This window comes from Rhizobium metallidurans, from assembly GCF_014196505.1.
GTDB classification, from domain to species: domain Bacteria; phylum Pseudomonadota; class Alphaproteobacteria; order Rhizobiales; family Rhizobiaceae; genus Rhizobium; species Rhizobium metallidurans.
Genome location: NZ_JACIDW010000001.1, coordinates 569758 through 587007 on the forward strand (window position 1 = coordinate 569758; position 17250 = coordinate 587007).

Sequence of the window (17250 nt, forward strand, 5' to 3'; positions counted from 1 at the left end):
AACAACCGGCGAAGTCCATGACACCTGATGAATTCGATTTTCTCGCCCATGACGGCGAGCTCGCCCGGCTTATCCGTGGCTTCGACTGGGAGAAGACTTCTCTCGGCCCTCCTTCGCTTTGGCCGAACGCCGTGAAGGTCACGGCATCGACCATTTTGCAGTCCCCGGTGCCGATCGTGACACTCTGGGGCGAAGACGGCGTCATGATCTACAATGACGCTTATTCGATCTTCGCGGGCGGGCGGCATCCGCAGCTTCTGGGGTCGAAGGTTCGCGAAGGCTGGCCCGAGGTCGCCGATTTCAACGACAATGTCATGAAGGTCGGGCTGGCGGGCAAGACGCTGGCCTATCAGGACCAGGAACTGACGCTGTTCCGGACGGGCAAGGCCGAACAGGTCTTCATGAACCTCGACTATTCACCGGTCATGGACGAGGACGGCCGCCCTTGCGGGGTGATCGCGATCGTGGTCGAGACGACCGCCAAGGTGGCAGCCGAGCGCTGGCGCAGTGGCGAGCAGGAGCGGCTGCGGCGCATGTTCGAGCAGACGCCCGGCTTCGTTGCCATGATGCATGGCCCCGATCACGTCTTCGAACTGACCAACGCCGCCTATCGCCAGCTGGTCGGTGGCCGCGATGTCGTCGGCATGTCGGTGCGCGATGCGCTTCCGGAGCTTCGCGGGCAGGGCTATTACGAACTCCTCGATCAGGTCTACAGCTCGGGCGTCGCCTATGAGGGACGGGCGCTGCCGGTCGATCTGCAGGCAACACCCGACGATCCGGTCGAACGAAAATATGTCGATCTGGTCTACCAGCCGATGACGGAACCTGACGGCAGGGTCGTCGGCGTCTTCGTCCAGGGTTCCGACGTCACCGACCGCGTCGCGGCCGAGGACAGACTGCGCGAAGCCGAACGACAGAGCCGGCAGATCATGGACGGCGCCATCGACTACGCCATTCTCGCCCTTGATCTGGATGGGATCATCCTGCGCTGGAACGAGGGCGCGCGCCGCATCTTTGGCTGGACCGAGGGCGAGGTCGTCGGCAAGCATTGGCAACTGCTTTTCACGCCCGAGGACCGTGCGGTCGACAAGGCAAGCGAGGCGATGGCGGCGGCACTGAGGCAAGGCAACGCCCATCACGACCGGTGGCACCTGCGCAAATCCGGCGAACGTTTCTGGGCCAATGGCGAGATCCGCCCCATCCGCGACGAGGATGGAACGCCGGTCGGCCTGGTCAAGGTTCTGCGCGACCGCACGGAAGAACACCTGACGGCGCAGGCGCTGAGCGACGCCGAGGCGCGGCTGCGTCGGGCGCAGGAAGCGGGCGGTGTCGGCGTCTTCTCGCTCGATCTCGAAACCAACGTTCTCAACGCCACACCGGAATTCTGCAAGATCTACGGATGCGAAGATGCCGGCGACGTCCGGATCGAAACGCTGGAAGGACTGATCGTCGAGGAAGACCGCGACATCGGCTCCAACACACGGACGCGGGCGGCGGGCGCCGCACCATTGAACGTCGAATATCGCATCCGTCGCGCCGACAACGGCCAGAAGCGGGTCATCGCCCGCAAGGGGGAATTCGAGCGCGACGCGAGCGGCAAGCCGCTGCGTTTCGTGGGTGTCGTCCAGGACGTAACGGATCGGCGCAAGGCCCAGCGCGAACTGAGGGAGAGCGAGGCACGCTTCCGCGCGCTTGCCCAGGCTATCCCCAACCATGTCTGGACGGCGCGTCCCGACGGACAGCTCGACTGGTTCAACGAGCGCGTCTATGAATATGCCGGTGCCGCAGCCGGCGAACTCGACGGTGGCGCCTGGACCAAGATCGTCCATCCCGACGATTTCACCGCCATGGCCGACCGCTGGCGGTCCGCCTTGTCGTCCGGTGAGGCCTACGAGACGGACCTGCGGTTACGCCGCGCCGATGGTTCCTATCGATGGCATATCGCCCGCGCGGTGCCGTCGCGCGACGAGGACGGCCGTGTCTTCCGTTGGATCGGCACGAACACCGACATCGAGGACCAGAGGGAAACGCGCGCCAAACTCGAGGCGCTGAACGAAACGCTCGAGCAGCGCGTCGCCGAGCGCACGGCCGACCGAGACCGGATGTGGCGGCTATCGACCGACATCATGCTGGTCGCCGATTTCGAAGCCAGGATCACGGCAGTCAATCCGGCATGGAAGACCGTATTCGGCTGGGAGGAGAGCGAACTCATCGACCAGTCTTTCCTCGATTTCATCCATCCCGAGGACATGGCGACGACGCTTGCCGAAATCGGCAAGCTCAGCGAGGGCGCAACGACCTTCTCCTTCGAAAATCGTTACCAGGCTAAGAATAAGAGCTATCGCACCATTTCCTGGACCGCGGTTCCCTATGACGCGTCCATTCACGCGGTCGGCCGCGACGTGACGGAAGAGCGCGAAGCGGCGATCGCGTTGCGAAACACGGAGCTCGCCCTGCAGCAGGCCCAGAAGATGGAAGCGATCGGCAATCTCACCGGCGGCGTCGCCCACGATTTCAACAATCTCCTGCAGGTCGTCGCGGGCAATCTCCAGCTGTTAGCACGCGATGTCGTCGGCAACGACAAGGCGCAGCGCAAGATCACCAACGCGCTTGCCGGCGTGGAGCGCGGCGCAAAGCTCGCGGCCCAGCTTCTGGCCTTCGGCCGACGCCAGGCGCTCGATCCGCGCGTGGTCAATGCCGGCAGGCTCATCCGCGGGATGGACGAGATGATCCGGCGCACGATCGGCGAAGGCGTGGAAGTGGAAACGGTGGTCTCGGGCGGGCTGTGGAACACGCTCGTCGACCCGATGCAGATCGAAAACGCGCTCCTCAATCTCGCGATCAATGCCCGCGACGCGATGGAGGGTTTCGGCAATCTGACGATCGAGGCCGGCAACGCCTACGTCGACGACGCTTATGCAAGGCAGCATCAGGATGTCGTGCCCGGCCAGTATGTGTCGATCTCGGTGACGGATACCGGAGCCGGCATCTCTCCCGATCTCATCGACAAGGTGTTCGAGCCCTTCTTCTCGACGAAGGCGGAAGGAAAGGGAACCGGGCTTGGCCTCTCGATGGTCTACGGTTTCGTCCGGCAGTCGGGTGGGCACGTCAAGATCTACAGCGAGGTCGGGCACGGAACGACGGTGAAGATGTATTTGCCACGGTCGCATCAGCAGGAAGACCTGCAGGTCGTCGACCCGCATGCGCCCGTCGAGGGCGGGCCCGAGACCATTCTCGTTGCCGAGGATGATGAGGGCGTGCGCACGACGGTGGTCGAAATGCTGCAGGAGCTCGGCTACCGTGTTCTCAAGGCCGGCGATGCTTCCGCCGCTCTCTCGGTCATCGAAAGCGGCATCCACATCGACATGCTCTTCACCGATGTCGTCATGCCCGGCCCGCTGAAAAGCAGCGAAATGGCGAAGAAGGCGAAGGAGCGCCTGCCCGGCCTCGCAGTGCTGTTCACCTCCGGATACACCGAAAACTCCATCGTTCACGGCGGCAGGCTCGATCCCGGCGTGCAGCTGCTGTCCAAGCCCTACACACGCGAGGCGCTCGCCCGCAAGATCCGGCATGTCATCGACGAAACGCAGAAGAACGTCGAGCGCCGAAAGGACGCGTCCATTTCAGCCGTGCCCGCGCCTGTCCCGCGGTCCACGTCGCAGGTTCTTCGGGTCGTTCTGGTCGAGGACAACGCGCTGATCAGGATGGCGACCGCGGATATGCTGGCTGAACTCGGAAACGAGGTCCTCGAAGCCGAGTCCGCCGAGGAGGCGCTTCCTCTGCTGGAGGCCGGGAATACCGACGTTCTGGTGACTGACCTTGGGCTGCCGGGAATGTCCGGAGACGATTTCTGCCGTGAGGTTCGCAAGCGTTGGCCGGAGATCGGCATCGTTTTCGCGACAGGTTCGGAGAAGATGCCTGACATGGACGATCCTTCCAGGACCGTCCTGCTCACGAAGCCACACGGACTGGACGAGTTGAGGAAGGCGTTGGAGAGCGTCAGCGGCGAGAGCTAGGATGGGCACGCCTGTCATCGTCGCTCGGACACTGACGCGGTCAGGAGGGTGTTCGGCGCCAGTAGCCGACGATGAGTTGGTCGACGTTTCGAAAACGTTGCTCTGTCCGCATGAACTTGCGAATTCGGCCAGCGGCCGAGGCCTCGCATCCGAGCCACAGGCAAAGCCCCTTGGGGTCGATCCGTGCGAGATGTTCGAGGATGATTTCATCAAGCGCCGTGGCGGCTTCGGAGCGCTCGCGATACCTATTCCGCGGTCGATCGACACCGTAGAATTAGGATGGCAAACTGTCGCACTGGCGGAAATCACGCAATTGATTTTTGACTTTTCGCGGGTTCTGTCATACCGCGCCTCGTCCGCAACCGCTTCGGTCTGTGATTGCGGAGAGTTGAGTTCACGAGGACATCTTTTGAAGTCGAGTAAGGCTGCGGCCATGTCAGCGACTGCCTGTCCTCAGAAAGCGGGCTTCCCGCGAGAGGTTCGATGAACGATGAACCGTAAGGAACGCACGATATTCCTGACGATCCTGATCAACGGCTTGCTCGTACTTCTGAAGTTCTGGCTGGCGTCGGCATCGGGCAGCCTCTCCTTGCGCTCCAGCGCGCTTCACTCGCTGACGGATGTCGCAATCAGTGTCTTCGTTCTCGTCGGCCTGTTCATCAGCCGCCGGGAAGTCAAGGCCGGCGGCAGATCGGGAACTGTTGAGAACTGGACCGCCATCGCGATCTCCGTGGCGATCTTCTACGTCGGGCTCGACATCGTCCGCGATGTGCTCAACGACGCGCCGGTCGAGTTGCGCAACATTACGACGATCACACTGGCATCGATGCTGACCGTGGTGATCACCTATGTCGTGGCGCGCTACAAGCTCTACGTCGGCCGGCAGACGAACTCGCCGGCTCTGACGGCCAGCGGCTATCATTCGCAGATCGACATCTACGCCTCCATCGTCGTTGTCACCGGCCTTGCCGGAGCGGCGCTCGGCCTGCCGAACCTCGACAAGGCGGCGGCGGCCATTGTCGCGGTGATGATTTTCCTGTCGGGCTATCAGGTCGCAGCTTCCGCCATTACGGCTCTGAGACAGCACCGTCGGGTCGATATCGAAGGTGAAGCTGGCCATTCGCATATGCCACAACGCGGCTGGTGGCGCGCCTACGGGCCGATCGTCGGTGTTCTCCTCGTGATGATCTACATGCTTTCGGGCTTCTACGTCATATTGCCCGGAGAAAGGGCGGTCGTCAGGCGCTTCGGACAGGTCATCGAACAGAACGACCCCGGCCTTCATTATCGTCTGCCGGCGCCGCTGGAGCGTGTCGATATCGTGGCCGTCGATCAGGTTCGCCGCATGGTGATGCCGCAGATGCAGATGCTCTCCGGCGACGAGAACCTCGTTTCGGTCCGCGCTAGCCTGCATTTCGTCGTCAGCGATCCGGTGGCATTCGTGCTCAATGTCGCCAATCCCGCGGATCTCGTCATGCAGGCGGGCACCGCCACCCTGCGGCAGGTCGTCGCCAGCGAGGCCGTCGATCTGCTTTTGACGCTCGACAAGGCGGCGATCGAGAAACGCACGGCGGAGGCGATGCAGATCGTGCTGGACCGCAACCGTTCCGGTCTTCGCATCGTCGGCGTGCAGTTGCTCGAGAGCGCGCCGCCGCCGGAAGTCGCGGAGGCGTTCCGCGATGTCGCGAGCGCCCGCGAAGACCGCAACACGTTCGTCAACGAGGCGCTGGCCTATCGCAACGAAGTGGTCCCGCTGGCGCGGGGCGAGGGCAACAAGACCATTCAGGCGGCAGCGGCCTACACGGCCAGCCGGACGGCGGCGGCCACCGGCGAAACGGCGAGTTTCCTGTCCCGCCAGGCCGCCTACGCCGCGGCGCCTGACATCACACGCCAGCGTCTCTATCTGGAGGCAGCGGAAAAAGCGCTCGCCGGAGCCTACAAGCTGATCCTCGACCCACGGGTTTCGCCGGAAACGACGGATCTGTGGCTTGGCCGGCCGGCCGGCATGCAGCCGTTTCCGCCGGCGCCGTAACCATCGGGATTTCCTTTTATGAAGCTTTTTCGCATATTCGCACTCGGCCTCCTGGCTTTCGGATTTCTGGCGGTCAGCCTGGTCTTCTTCCAGGTCGACACCACGGAAAACGCGGTTGTCACGCAGTTCGGAAATCCCGTCCGCGTCGTCACCGCCCCCGGCCTTTATGCGAAGCTGCCCGACCCGTTCCAGAGTGTCGTCAAGATCAGCAAGCAGGTGCAGGTCTACAATCTGCCGCGCACGGAATTTCTCAGTGGCGACAAGAAGAATATCGTCGCCGAGGCCTATGCGACCTGGGAAGTGACCGATGCTCTTGCCTTCCTGAAAAACGTCCGAGATCTGCAATCCGCCGACGTCCGGCTCAACGATATCATCCGGTCGGAAATCGGCGCGGCGCTGGGACAGGTCGATCTCAGTCTCCTGGTGACGGTCGATCCCGCGCAGGTGCGCCTGCCCGACACGCTCGCGACCGTTCGCCAGAGAGCGGCATCCCGCACGGAGCCCTATGGTTTCACCGTCGTCGATGTGCAGTTGAAGGAACTGACATTTCCGCAGGCAAACCTGACCAGCGTGTTCCAGCGCATGCGCTCCGAACGTGAAGCGATCGCCCGGCAGTTCCGCTCCGAAGGCACGGAGGAGGCGGCCAAGATCCGGGCCTCCGCCGATGCCGAAAAGGCAGGAATCCTCGCAACCGCCAACCAGTCGGCGGCGGAAGCACGAGGACGCGCCGATGCCGACGCGATCCGCATCTATGCGGAGGCTTTCGGCAAGGACAAGGAATTCTACAGGTTCTCCCGAACGCTCGAATCCTACGGCAAATTCATCGATGAAGGCACGACGCTGATCCTGCCGTCGGATTCGGAACTGCTGCGCTATCTCGACCCGCGCAGCGCGCTGGGAACCACGGCAACGCCGACGACGGAGACGCGGCCATGACCGGGGAAGGCGTCGGGACGGACAGGGCGGACGCGGACGCCGCTTCGCCGGATGCGGAGCGCGCGCGACGCGGCGGCGTCACGGGAGCTGTTCTGCGTTTTCTGCAATGGTTCGCCACCAATCCTGAATCGCCGCTGTCCGACCTGCGCACGGCGCTTGGTCACATCCGCCCGGCCCTGGTCCTCTGGGGCGCGCTGGCGATCGCGCTTGTGACCTATGTTTCGACCGGCGTCTATTCCGTGGCGCCCGGCGAGGCGGCGGTCGTGCGTCGGTTCGGCGAGATCATCCTGCCCCGCGTCGAACCGGGTCTGCACTATCGCATGCCCTGGCCGATCGATCAGGTCGATATCGTCAATGTCAGCAACATCCGGCGTGAGCAGGTCGGCGTGGTATTGCCGGAAGAGGAACATCTGCATCCCGAGCCGCTGTCGAAAATGCAGACGCTGTCGGGGGACACCAACGTCGTGGATGTCGAGGTCATCGTCCAGTATCAGGTCCGCAGCCCCGCCGACTATCTGTTCAACATCCGCTACGCGCCTTACCGCATCGTGCGCGACACGCTGCGAGCGGCGGTCACCCGGCGTGTTACCAACCTGCCTGTCGACGCGTTGCTGACAAGCGGCAGACAGTCGCTGCAGGAAGCCATTCGCGAGGAGACACAGCGGCAGCTCGATGAATATCGCAGCGGACTCGTCATCGTCGGCATCGATCTCCAGAAGGCCTTCCCGCCCGCCGATGTCGCCGACGCGTTCACGGCGGTCAATACGGCGCGCGAGGAGCGGGCCCGCGTGATCAACGAGGCGCGCGGATATGCGAACAGCCTCATCCCCGAGGCGCGCGGCCAGGCGCAGCAGATCAAGGCTGATGCCGAGGCCTATCGCTCCGATGTGCTGGCCAGGGCCAATGGCGGTGCTGATGCCTTCCAATCGGTTCTGTCCGAATATCGCAGGAACGCCGCGGCCAACGGCGCCGATGTAACCCGCTATCGCATGTATTTGGAAACCATCGAGAAGATCATGCCGCGGGTACAGGTCTATACGGTCGATACGTCCAGGGGCGGCAAATTCAATTTGAGACTGTCCGGCGATGCCGCCAAGAACGCGCCGTCGATACGAAGGAATCAGAGGTAACATGGCACAGGGCTGGAGTCAGGTTTGGGCGGATCTGCTGGCGAGCCTGCGTTTTGGTCAGGCGAGCGGAAAAGCCGGCGCTGAACGAACGGGTGACGACGACCGCCAAACAGATGCGGTTACGGCTGCGGCCGAGAATGATGGTTCCACACCGGATCAGCCGCCGTTGACGGGTGCGAAGGCGCCCGATTCCGAAAAGCACGATGCCAAAATCCTGCCGGTGCTGGCCTTCACCGCGGTCGTTTGCGTCATCCTCATTTCCATAGCGGCCTGGATTCTCATCCCCTACTTCGTGCCGCCTGCCAAACCCTCGCTTTCCGATGTCGTGGCAACCTTCGACGGTGGAGAAATCACCGTTGCTGATATGGAGGAGCATCTCAAGGTGCTGCCGCCGGCGCGCCAGAACGAGGTGAAGCGCTCGTCCGCGCAATTGCTGCTGATGGTCGAGGAAATGATCTCGGACAAGCTCGTCCTCGAGTGGGCGTCGCAACGCAAACCGGACACGGACGCGACCTTCCAGCATGCCGTGCAGCATGCGGACGAAAAGCTTGGGCTCGATACGCTGTCCAAGCAGATCCAGGAAAAGGATATCGTCGTCACGGAGAGCGAAATCCGCGGCTATTACGACGGGAACCGCCCGACATTCGACGGTCGCGGCTATGCGACCGTGCGCGACGAGATCCGTCGCACGCTCGCGGAAAAGAAAGCCCCTGAGTATATCGAGGCCTATCTGCAGCGGCTGCGAAGCAATTCCTCGGTGGAACGCAATTTCGAACTTCTCGACGTACCGCCGCCGAGCCAGGACGAGATCGATGCCGTCTATCGCGACGATACCGCCAGATACGCGCTGCCGAAGCGCGCCGTGGTCGACCAGATCGAGGTGCCGATATCGGTTTTCGGGGATGCGAGCCAGTCCAAGGCAAACGATGTGCTGCTGCGTATCCGTGGCGGCGCGTCTTTCCGGGAGGTCGCGGAGCGTGATGACGACCTGCGCCTCGAGGCCGCGCGTGAAATCGCCGAAGGACAATCGAAGCCGGGCTGGGATGCCAATGTCTTCGCGCTGATGCCGGGCGATATGGCAAGCGTGTTTCGCGCGGGAGAGTCCTTTTATGTGGTCCGGTTGATCGAACTAAGGCCGGCCCGCCAGCAAGCTCTCGAGGAAGTAAGGCAGGGCCTTGTCGTGGAGGCAAGCCGGCGCAAGCAGGAACAATGGTTTGCGGATAACGGTGCCAAGGTTCTCTTCACGTTGAAAGGCCAGCGCTACACCCTGGCCCAGTTCTACACGGAATATGGAGAGCTTCCCGAGGCTGGGCGGACGAAATACGCCGGTGCCGCCGGTATGAGGACGCTCGCCGACAGCATCATCGATCGGATGTTGCTGGTGAGCGAGACATACGACAAGCTTGTCGATGTGACGAACAAATCGATGTCCGATGAAGCCAGGATCGGCCTTTTGAAGATGATGCGGGAAAAAGAGGAGGTCGACGACAAGGTCGATGTCTCCGAAGCCGAGATCGAGGCTTTTTACGCGCGCAACAGAATGCAGATCCTCTCTGCTGCCAAAGCGCGGATACGCTATATGAGGATAGGCCTCGGCGGCAGCGAAGACGAAGCGGCGCGTGCGCGCGGGCGGGCACAGGAGGCCTATTCAAAGCTTGCCGGGTCGGCGGGCACGTTCGCCGATATTGCGCGGGACTATTCGGAGGCGACCGAAGCGGGGGCGAATGGGGGCATGTTCGAAGGATGGATTGGGGAGAACAACAATCCGTTTGCCGACATCGCTGATCATCCTCTCCACGAGGCCGCCATGAAACTCGACCCTGGCAAGCCTAGTGCGCCCATCGAGATCGCCGGCAGCATCTATATCATCGAGATGCTGGAGAAGACGGAAGCCAAACGCATAAGCTTCAAGGATGCGCGCCCGATGATCAGTGAAGCGCTGCTGAAAAGCAGGCACCGCGAATTGGCAAACCAACTCACCCGGGCGCAGCTGCAAGAGTATAACGTCAAGACCATTCCGACGGTACTATCGGCTTACGCGACTTCGAACGCGAATGCCGCCGCCGTTGAGTGAGGGCCTTGAGGACTTCAGGGGATGGGCGACATCTGCGATGGAAGCACTGACACATAGCAAAGCTGGCGAAAGCGCCTTGAGGATCGCGGCCTAGCCGACGAGCGCTTTGCAGGCCGACGTCGGAGATTGGCCAGTAGCCGTGTCGTCGAAGCTCTCACGAAGACGTTCGGATGTTGCCGACACTCTCATATCAGTTGCGGTCAACCGATCTTCAAGAACCGCAACCCGGCCCGCTCCGCCCCCTTGCCATCGGTCTCCGGGTTGTCGCCAACCATCAGGGTTCTGGAAGGCGCGCTATCAACCAGTTTTAGTCCGGCAAGGAAAATTTCAGGCTGCGGCTTGCCGATAACGCGATGCTCCACCGGCCCGGTGCAAGCTAGAATCGAAGCCGCGAGAGCACCGGTCTCTGGCACGATCGTGCCATTCGGTCCTGGATGCGTCCGATCGGGATTGCAGATGACGAGCTTGGCGCCAGCAAGCACCGCATTTGCCGAAAAGCGTATCGTGTCGTAGGAAAATTGGCGGTCACGACCGATCAGGACGACATCGGGGCCGGCATCCGTCACATATAGCCCGCAGGTCCTCGCGTAAGCCTGCAGCGAGCGACTGGTTGCCATGGCGATTTTTGCACCGGGCATGTCTTCAGCCACCTGCCTGATGGCTTCCATTCCCGCTGTCACGATACGCTCTTGCTTGATCGGAAGGCCGATCATCTGCATCAGGCATTCGATCTCCGCGGATGTATGCTCGGCATCATTCGTGACGATCGCAAAATGCCCCTTGCTCGCTTCGATGAGTTGATGCGCCCATGGAAGCGCGATGCCGCCGCTGACCAGAGTGCCGTCAAGATCGAAAAGCGTGGCGTCTATGCCGTGGAATTCATGCATGTGAGTGGGAAACCGGAATAGGGTAGGCCTTTCGCACACAGTCGCCTGTCCGCGTCGGCATCTGGATGGCGTGATTTGATTTGGTTTCAGCCTTCGCAGGCCGGGAAGCCCAGCGCATAGGCGCGGCCCTTGACCTCGTAGCCATCGAGCGGAAAACGCCGCGAGCCGTCGAGGAAATATTTCAGGTGGACGACGATACTGTCCGGGCCAACGGAAATGACGGAATAGGCCGGTGGTTCGTGGCTGCCGGGAATATCCTCGCCATGCGGTGCAAGTTGCAGCGGCACCTGGTGGTTGAGGCCCGGAATGAGCGAAAACGAGATGCCGTGCCAGTTGCCGGAGATCGGGCGATGGACATGGCCGAGAAAGATATGGCGAATGCGCCGCGCATGCGGCTGCAGAACCAGCCACAGGGCATCGGCATCCAGTTGTCCAATCGCGTCCATGGAGGAAATGCCGGAGAGGAAGGGAGGATGATGCATGAATAGCAGGACGGGCTCGTCGCCCTTCGCCAACTCATCGGCAAGCCAGGCGCGCCGTTTCTCGCAATAGGCGCCCGCATGTGTTCCCTCGCACTTGGTATCGAGGAACATCAGCCGGTGGCCGCTTTCGATGCGGCTCCCCTGAACAAAACCGTTGCCGTCATCCATGACCGCGGGAAACACCGTCCGAAGCGAGGCCCGATCATCGTGATTGCCGACCATCATCACCACCGGAATTGTGACCGCCTCGAGACGCTGACGCAGCGCCTGATAGGCTGGTACTTCCCCCCAGTGGGCAAGATCGCCGGTGATGACCAGAAGGTCGGCATCCGAATGCTCGGCCTGAAGGCTGGCGATCGCCGCATCGAACCGGGCGCGAGGATCAAGCCCGTAGAGCGTAGCCGGCTGCGGAACGAAATGGGTATCGGTGATGTGGACGATCTTCATGCTGTGCATTCCCTGAGATGAGGGGCCGCGCGGCCAAGGATTGACCGCGCGGCGTCATGCTGGCGGCTTACTTGCGCGGCAGGAGCGCCTGCGTGTCGGACGCCATTTCGGCAAGCACGGCTTCCGGCTCCTTGGCGCGGGTGCCATCCATGATCGACTGCATGTGATCCTTGATGACGTCGGTGATCTTCAGGCCGTTGTCGCCCGGGAAAGCGTACCAGCCGGTGAGGTAAGGCAACTCGGACAGAGCGACAGCCTGGTTCGGATTCTGCGTATAGAAATCCTTGAGAAGATCGGCGGCCTTGTTGTTGGGCGCCATGTAGCCGGTGGTCTTGACCATGATCGCGCCGCCTTCCGGGCCGGTCGCGAACTTCAGGAATTCCCAAGCGGCCTTCTGCTTCTCGGCGGTCTTCGCCGTGATGATCGCAACGTTGCCGCCCGCAGGCAGGCGGGTCACGCCGTCCTTGATGTCGGGATATTCGCCGGTCTTCAGTTCGAACTTGCTTCCGACCTGCTTGGTAACGGCGTTGACGCGCGATGTCGTGGTGACCATGATGCCGATCTTGCCGGCCGAAAACGCCGCCAGCATGTCGTTGGCCGTCAGGTTCGGCGACTTGGCTTCGGTCGCCAGGCGCGCGAGCGTGTTGATCGCCTGCTTGCCGGCTTCGCCGTCGAACGCGACCTTGCTCTCGTCTTCCGTGAGCATCGTTCCGCCATTGGCGAGGACCATGGCCTGCCACAGCCAGTTGCCGGTGATCGACCATTCGGCCATCACGCCGTCCGCTTCGCCCTGAGCGTTGATCTTCTTGGCGAGCTCGATGATCTCGTCCCAGGTCTTCGGCAGGCTGTTTGCGTCGAGGCCGGCCTTCTTCACCAGATCCATGTTGTAATAGACGATCGGCAGCGAGATCGCGAAAGGCAGGCCGTAGACCTTGCCGTTGACGGCGCCGGCCTGACGCATGCCTTCGTGATAACCGGCAGCGTCGAAATCCTTTTCGTTGGCGATGAAATCGTCGAGCGGTGCGGCGATCTGCTTGTCGGCAAGCACGCGAACGCGGTTCAGACCCTGGAAGGTGACGTCAGGAACATTGCCGGTAATGCCTTCACGCAGCACGCGCTGGGCGGCATCCTCGTATTCCTTGTAGGGAGAACGAAACTCGACCTTGATGTCGGGGTTCTTCTTGCTGAACGCTTCGGCGAGCTGCTTTTGGGTTTCATCGAACAGTTCCGGGTAGGGATACTGCACGGTGATGGTCGTCTGCGCCATCGCCATGGATGCCGTCAGCGACAGCGCCGCGGCGGTAAGGATCATTCGCATGGATAGTGTCTCCGGTGAGAGTGGGTCGGTTGGGAGGGGTGGTTATTTGATGCCGGTGAAGGCGATGCCTTCGATGAAGCGGCGCTGGGCCAGCAGGAACACGACGAGCAGCGGCGCGACGATGATCGTGGCTGCCGCCATGAGCGGGCCGAAATTGTTGCCGGCCTCGGCATTGCGGAAGGCCATCACGCCGAGCGGCGGGGTAAAGTAGCTTTCGCTCGATACCGCCACCAGCGGCCAGAAATAATCGTTCCAGTGCGCCACCACCGAGAACACGCCGAAGGCGGTCAGCGCCGGAATGGCGGCCGGCAACATGACGCGCCAGACGATTGACAGTTCCGACATTCCGTCCATGCGCGCGGCATCGACCAGATCATCCGGTACGCCCATGAAGAACTGGCGCATCAGGAAGATGCCGAAGACCGAGATCGTGAAGGGCAGGACGAGCGCGCTGTAACTGTCCAGCAGGCCGACGAAATAGAGCAGGATGAACAGCGGCACGGCGATGGCGTGATAGGGGATCAACAGGCAGAAGAGCACGAAACCGAAGGCGATGCGGCGGCCGACGAAGCGCAGTTTCGCCAGCGCATAGGCGGCAGGCAGTGCCACCAGAACCTGCAGGAAGAAGATGGCCAGCGTAACGATGACACCGTTCATCAGATAAAGCATCAGTGGCGCGGAGGAGAACGCCTCGGAATAATTTTCGATCAGCGCCAGCTTTTCGGGCCACCAGCGCACGGTATCGGAAAAGATCTCGTTCGCGGGTTTGATCGAGGTCGATATCATGACCGCGAAGGGCATGAGGGCGAAGGTTGCGATCAGCAGCAGGGCCGCGTGGCGCAGCGTCGAGGTGACAAACGAGCCGCTGGTCATGCGTTCGATCCGGTCTTCTTGAGGGAAAGGAAACGCAGCAGGCTGACACCGACGACGAGCATGATGAACACCACGGTGATTGCAGCCGCCCGGCCGCTGCGGAAGAATTCGAAACCCTCCGCGTAGATGGTGTAGAGCAGGACCTCCGTCGCCTTGTTGGGTCCGCCCTGCGTCAGCGCCTGGACGGTATCGAAGACCTGGAAGGAGCGGATGACCGAGGTGATGGCGACGAAGACGGTCACCGGCGCCAGCAGCGGCCAGGTGATCAGCTTGAAGCGCGCCCAGGCATGCGGCGTACCGTCCATTTCGGCGGCGTCGTAAAGGTCGCGCGGAATTGCCGAAAGCCCGGCCATGAACAGCACCATGTTGAAGCCGAAGCTCTGCCAGATGCCGATCACCGCCAGCACGTAAAGCGCGGTGCTGCCATCCTTCAGCCAGTTGCGCGGCGCAAATCCGAGCGTCTTCATGACCGCGTTGACGATGCCGAAACTCGGATGCAGCATGAATTCCCAGACGATCGCCATGGCGAGCAGGCTTGCCATGACCGGCAGGAAGAAGGCGGTGCGGTAAAAGGAACGGAGCGATGTTCCCGAATCGATCAGCAGCGCGCTGACGAGCCCGAGCAGGACCGAACCCGGCACGACGACGGCCGAATAGATCAGCGTGTTGCTCAGCGAGCGCCAGAAGACCGGGTCATCCGCGAGCGCGCGAAAATTCCCAAGCCCGATGAAGCTCAGCGCGCGGTCGCCGAGCTGATAATCGGTGAAGGCGAGGACGAAGATCGACGCCAGCGGCGCGATGAGGAAGACGAGGCCGAGAATGGCAGCCGGCGCGATCAGCGTCAGCCCCGCCCTGTTCTGGCTGGCGGACAGGCTCATTGCGCGGCCTCCAGGCGGAAGCTGCCATCGATGCGGCGATTGTCGGACCCGAAAGCATGCAGGCGTGCGTGATCGATGGCGATACCCGCCCGATCACCGATGACCGGGCGTATGCCGGCGGGATCGCAGCGCACGATGACCAGATCCCCACCATCATTGAGCCTGATCTGCACGAACAGATCGGCGCCGAGATTTTCGACATGGTGGACGACGCCGGAAAGCGGCGCCTCTGCCTCGCCCGTCAACCGCGCGGCCTCCGGGCGGAAAGCCATGTGGATGCTCTGGCCGGAGGCTTTGTCGCTCGCAACAGAGAGAGCACCGTCATCCCGCCGGATGGCCTTGACGACGTTGATCTTCGGGCTGCCGATGAATTCGGCGACACGCAGATCCTGCGGCATCTGGTAGACCTGGTCGGGCGTATCGAGCTGCAGGATTTCACCCCCCATCATGACGGCGATGCGATCCGACATGGTCATGGCCTCGGCCTGATCATGGGTGACGTAGATGAAGGTCGAGCCGAGCTGGCGATGAAGGGCGGCGATCTCTCCTCTCGCCTGCACGCGCATCTTGGCATCGAGATTGGAGAGCGGCTCGTCCATCAGGAAGGCGCTCGGCTTGCGCACCATGGCGCGGGCAAGCGCGACACGCTGCCGCTGTCCGCCCGAAAGAGCGGCCGGCTTGCGATCCTTGAGCATGGAGATGGAAAGCGCCTCGCAGACCTTGTTCACCTCGGCGGCGATATCCTTGCGCTTTGCCCTGGCCGATGGCAGCAGGCCGCCGAGGAGCGAGCGGTCCAGCGTCGACATCCGGCGCATGGTCAGTGGCACCGCGATGTTCTCGGCCACCGTCAGATGCGGATAGAGCGCATAGGACTGGAACACCATGGCGAGATCGCGGTCGCGCGGCCGCAGGCGATCGACGGTCTCGCCATCGAGAAGGATATTACCCTCCGTCTGCTGCTCGAGGCCGGCGACGATGCGCAGCAATGTCGACTTGCCGCAGCCCGATGGCCCGACGAGAGAAATGAATTCGCCATCGCGGATATCGAGATCGACGCGTTTGAGCACATGGGTTTCCCCAAACGTCTTAGCGACAGATCTGATGTTTACGCCGGCCATGCCTGAAGTCCTGAAAGTTCATCGATGGCGGCGTGATATGTCATGAATTTTACATGGGCATGACGCATTATAAACTCAGCTTATACCCCACATCAGGTTCCCCCATGCGTCCCAAGCTAAGCTATGCCCAGTTGCGGGCCTTCAATGCCGTTGCGAAGGAGGGTAGCTTTTCGGCCGCGGCGCGGCGTCTCGGGCTCAGCCAGCCTGCGGTGACGGCACAGATAAAGGCGATCGAGCAGAGTTATGGCGTGCTTTTGTTCGAGCGCACGGGCGACGGCGCAAGGATGACGCTGCTTGCGAAAAACCTGTTCCAAGAAACCCGGGAATTGAGCGTCATCGAGGAAGTGGCGACGGACATTCTGAGCGCATCAAGTGCACTCAAAACCGGGGAATTGAACGTCATGTGCGGTGCTCCCAACCCCGCGATGGCACTGATTTCGGAGTACCGTCGTCGATATCCGGGCGTGCGTATCAACGCCAGTTTCGGCAACTGGCATCAGGTAACGACGGCGCTTTACGAGCAGCGCTGCGATGCCATCATCCTGACCGGCGTTCCCGAGGATGAAGCTTTGATCCGCATCCCCTACATGGAGCAGCGGGCGGTCGCGCTTATTCCAAGCAATCATTTTCTTGCCCAACGCAACAAGCCGGTATCAATGCATGAACTGACAGATCAGCCGCTGATTTTCCGTACCGAGCATTCCTTGACGCAAAACGCGCTGCAGAAGGCGATGAAGGCTTCGGAACTGGAGATCGAGCCGGCACTGCGGCTGGGAGAACGCGAAGCCGTTTACGAGGCCGTGTTGCAGGGCGTCGGTATAGGATTCATGTTCGAGCTTGCGGTTACCCGTGATGATAAGGACGTGACGAGAGTGCCGGTCGTTGAACTCAATGAACTCTATGTGGAACACGTCGCTTGCCTATCGCGCAACATACGCAGGCGTGAAGTTCGAGCACTGATGGCGATAGTGGAATGATATCGCCGGTCAGTCCTTTGCAATTCGGAAGAACCAAGCTGCTCTTCCTCGCGAACGGCGCGCTCCACGACGGCCGATCGTG

At 61.8% G+C, this 17250-nt stretch carries 12 protein-coding genes and 1 pseudogene; 6 read left to right on the forward strand and 7 right to left on the reverse strand.

Features of this window, described 5'->3' with window-relative positions; translation table 11 throughout:
• Nucleotides 1–17: 17 nt before the first annotated feature.
• The gene (locus GGQ67_RS02440; RefSeq protein WP_183898576.1) at nt 18–4016 is read left to right on the forward strand and encodes a hybrid sensor histidine kinase/response regulator; all 3999 of its coding nucleotides are present in this window, start codon (nt 18–20) and stop codon (nt 4014–4016) included.
• A gap of 40 nt (nt 4017–4056) precedes the next feature.
• Here GGQ67_RS02440 and GGQ67_RS25630 read toward each other — a convergent pair.
• Nucleotides 4057–4230 (reverse strand): annotated as a pseudogene (locus GGQ67_RS25630) (SIP domain-containing protein); the annotation flags it as partial.
• A 276-nt stretch (nt 4231–4506) separates the two neighbouring features.
• Here GGQ67_RS25630 and hflK (GGQ67_RS02450) point away from each other — a divergent pair.
• Genes hflK (GGQ67_RS02450) through GGQ67_RS02465 form a run of 4 tightly spaced genes read left to right on the forward strand, consistent with a single transcriptional unit; the run spans nt 4507 to nt 10188 of the window.
• Nucleotides 4507–6048 (forward strand): FtsH protease activity modulator HflK, encoded by a 1542-nt coding sequence (hflK, locus tag GGQ67_RS02450; RefSeq protein WP_183898577.1) that lies wholly within the window; start codon nt 4507–4509, stop codon nt 6046–6048.
• Between the two features lie 18 nt (nt 6049–6066).
• Nucleotides 6067–6984, forward strand: a complete 918-nt coding sequence (hflC, locus tag GGQ67_RS02455; RefSeq protein WP_183898578.1) for a protease modulator HflC — start codon at nt 6067–6069, stop codon at nt 6982–6984.
• Complete coding sequence (gene hflK, locus GGQ67_RS02460; RefSeq protein ID WP_183898579.1) at nt 6981–8114, forward strand: FtsH protease activity modulator HflK; 1134 nt, start codon at nt 6981–6983, stop codon at nt 8112–8114. Before hflC ends, hflK (GGQ67_RS02460) begins: the two co-directional genes overlap by 4 nt.
• Nucleotide 8115: 1 nt before the next feature.
• Nucleotides 8116–10188, forward strand: a complete 2073-nt coding sequence (locus GGQ67_RS02465) for a peptidylprolyl isomerase (protein ID WP_183898580.1) — start codon at nt 8116–8118, stop codon at nt 10186–10188.
• A 200-nt stretch (nt 10189–10388) separates the two neighbouring features.
• On the opposite strand, the gene GGQ67_RS02470 is transcribed toward GGQ67_RS02465, so the two are convergent.
• From GGQ67_RS02470 to GGQ67_RS02495, 6 genes are all read right to left on the reverse strand, one after another.
• Entirely contained in the window at nt 10389–11075 is a 687-nt protein-coding gene (locus GGQ67_RS02470) for an HAD-IIA family hydrolase (RefSeq protein WP_183898581.1), read from the reverse strand.
• Nucleotides 11076–11161: 86 nt separating this feature from the next.
• The gene (locus GGQ67_RS02475) at nt 11162–12004 is read right to left on the reverse strand and encodes a phosphodiesterase (protein WP_210279496.1); all 843 of its coding nucleotides are present in this window, start codon (nt 12002–12004) and stop codon (nt 11162–11164) included.
• A 67-nt stretch (nt 12005–12071) separates the two neighbouring features.
• On the reverse strand, nt 12072–13322 hold the full coding sequence (locus GGQ67_RS02480; protein ID WP_183898583.1) for an ABC transporter substrate-binding protein: 1251 nt from the start codon (nt 13320–13322) through the stop codon (nt 12072–12074).
• A 42-nt stretch (nt 13323–13364) separates the two neighbouring features.
• Nucleotides 13365–14195, reverse strand: a complete 831-nt coding sequence (locus GGQ67_RS02485; protein WP_183898584.1) for a carbohydrate ABC transporter permease — start codon at nt 14193–14195, stop codon at nt 13365–13367.
• Entirely contained in the window at nt 14192–15073 is an 882-nt protein-coding gene (locus GGQ67_RS02490; RefSeq protein ID WP_183898585.1) for a carbohydrate ABC transporter permease, read from the reverse strand. Before GGQ67_RS02490 ends, GGQ67_RS02485 begins: the two co-directional genes overlap by 4 nt.
• Nucleotides 15070–16140 carry an ABC transporter ATP-binding protein gene (locus tag GGQ67_RS02495; protein ID WP_343056454.1) on the reverse strand — a complete coding sequence of 357 codons (1071 nt, stop codon included), beginning with the start codon at nt 16138–16140 and terminating at the stop codon, nt 15070–15072. Before GGQ67_RS02495 ends, GGQ67_RS02490 begins: the two co-directional genes overlap by 4 nt.
• Before the next feature lie 155 nt (nt 16141–16295).
• Between GGQ67_RS02495 and GGQ67_RS02500 the strand changes: the two genes are divergently transcribed.
• Nucleotides 16296–17168 carry a LysR substrate-binding domain-containing protein gene (locus GGQ67_RS02500; protein ID WP_183898587.1) on the forward strand — a complete coding sequence of 291 codons (873 nt, stop codon included), beginning with the start codon at nt 16296–16298 and terminating at the stop codon, nt 17166–17168.
• Nucleotides 17169–17250 lie beyond the last annotated feature (82 nt).

Excerpts from the sequence above, each read along its gene's own strand:
- GGQ67_RS02480 (WP_183898583.1), bottom strand. The coding sequence starts at position 13,322 with ATGCGAATGATCCTTACCGCCGCGGCGCTGTCGCTGACGGCATCCATG.
- GGQ67_RS02490 (WP_183898585.1), bottom strand. The coding sequence starts at position 15,073 with ATGAGCCTGTCCGCCAGCCAGAACAGGGCGGGGCTGACGCTGATCGCG.
- GGQ67_RS02500 (WP_183898587.1), top strand. The coding sequence starts at position 16,296 with ATGCGTCCCAAGCTAAGCTATGCCCAGTTGCGGGCCTTCAATGCCGTT.
- GGQ67_RS02475 (WP_210279496.1), bottom strand. The coding sequence starts at position 12,004 with ATGAAGATCGTCCACATCACCGATACCCATTTCGTTCCGCAGCCGGCT.
- hflC (WP_183898578.1), top strand. The coding sequence starts at position 6,067 with ATGAAGCTTTTTCGCATATTCGCACTCGGCCTCCTGGCTTTCGGATTT.
- GGQ67_RS02465 (WP_183898580.1), top strand. The coding sequence starts at position 8,116 with ATGGCACAGGGCTGGAGTCAGGTTTGGGCGGATCTGCTGGCGAGCCTG.
- GGQ67_RS02440 (WP_183898576.1), top strand. The coding sequence starts at position 18 with ATGACACCTGATGAATTCGATTTTCTCGCCCATGACGGCGAGCTCGCC.
- GGQ67_RS02485 (WP_183898584.1), bottom strand. The coding sequence starts at position 14,195 with ATGACCAGCGGCTCGTTTGTCACCTCGACGCTGCGCCACGCGGCCCTG.
- GGQ67_RS02470 (WP_183898581.1), bottom strand. The coding sequence starts at position 11,075 with ATGCATGAATTCCACGGCATAGACGCCACGCTTTTCGATCTTGACGGC.
- hflK (WP_183898577.1), top strand. The coding sequence starts at position 4,507 with ATGAACCGTAAGGAACGCACGATATTCCTGACGATCCTGATCAACGGC.
- hflK (WP_183898579.1), top strand. The coding sequence starts at position 6,981 with ATGACCGGGGAAGGCGTCGGGACGGACAGGGCGGACGCGGACGCCGCT.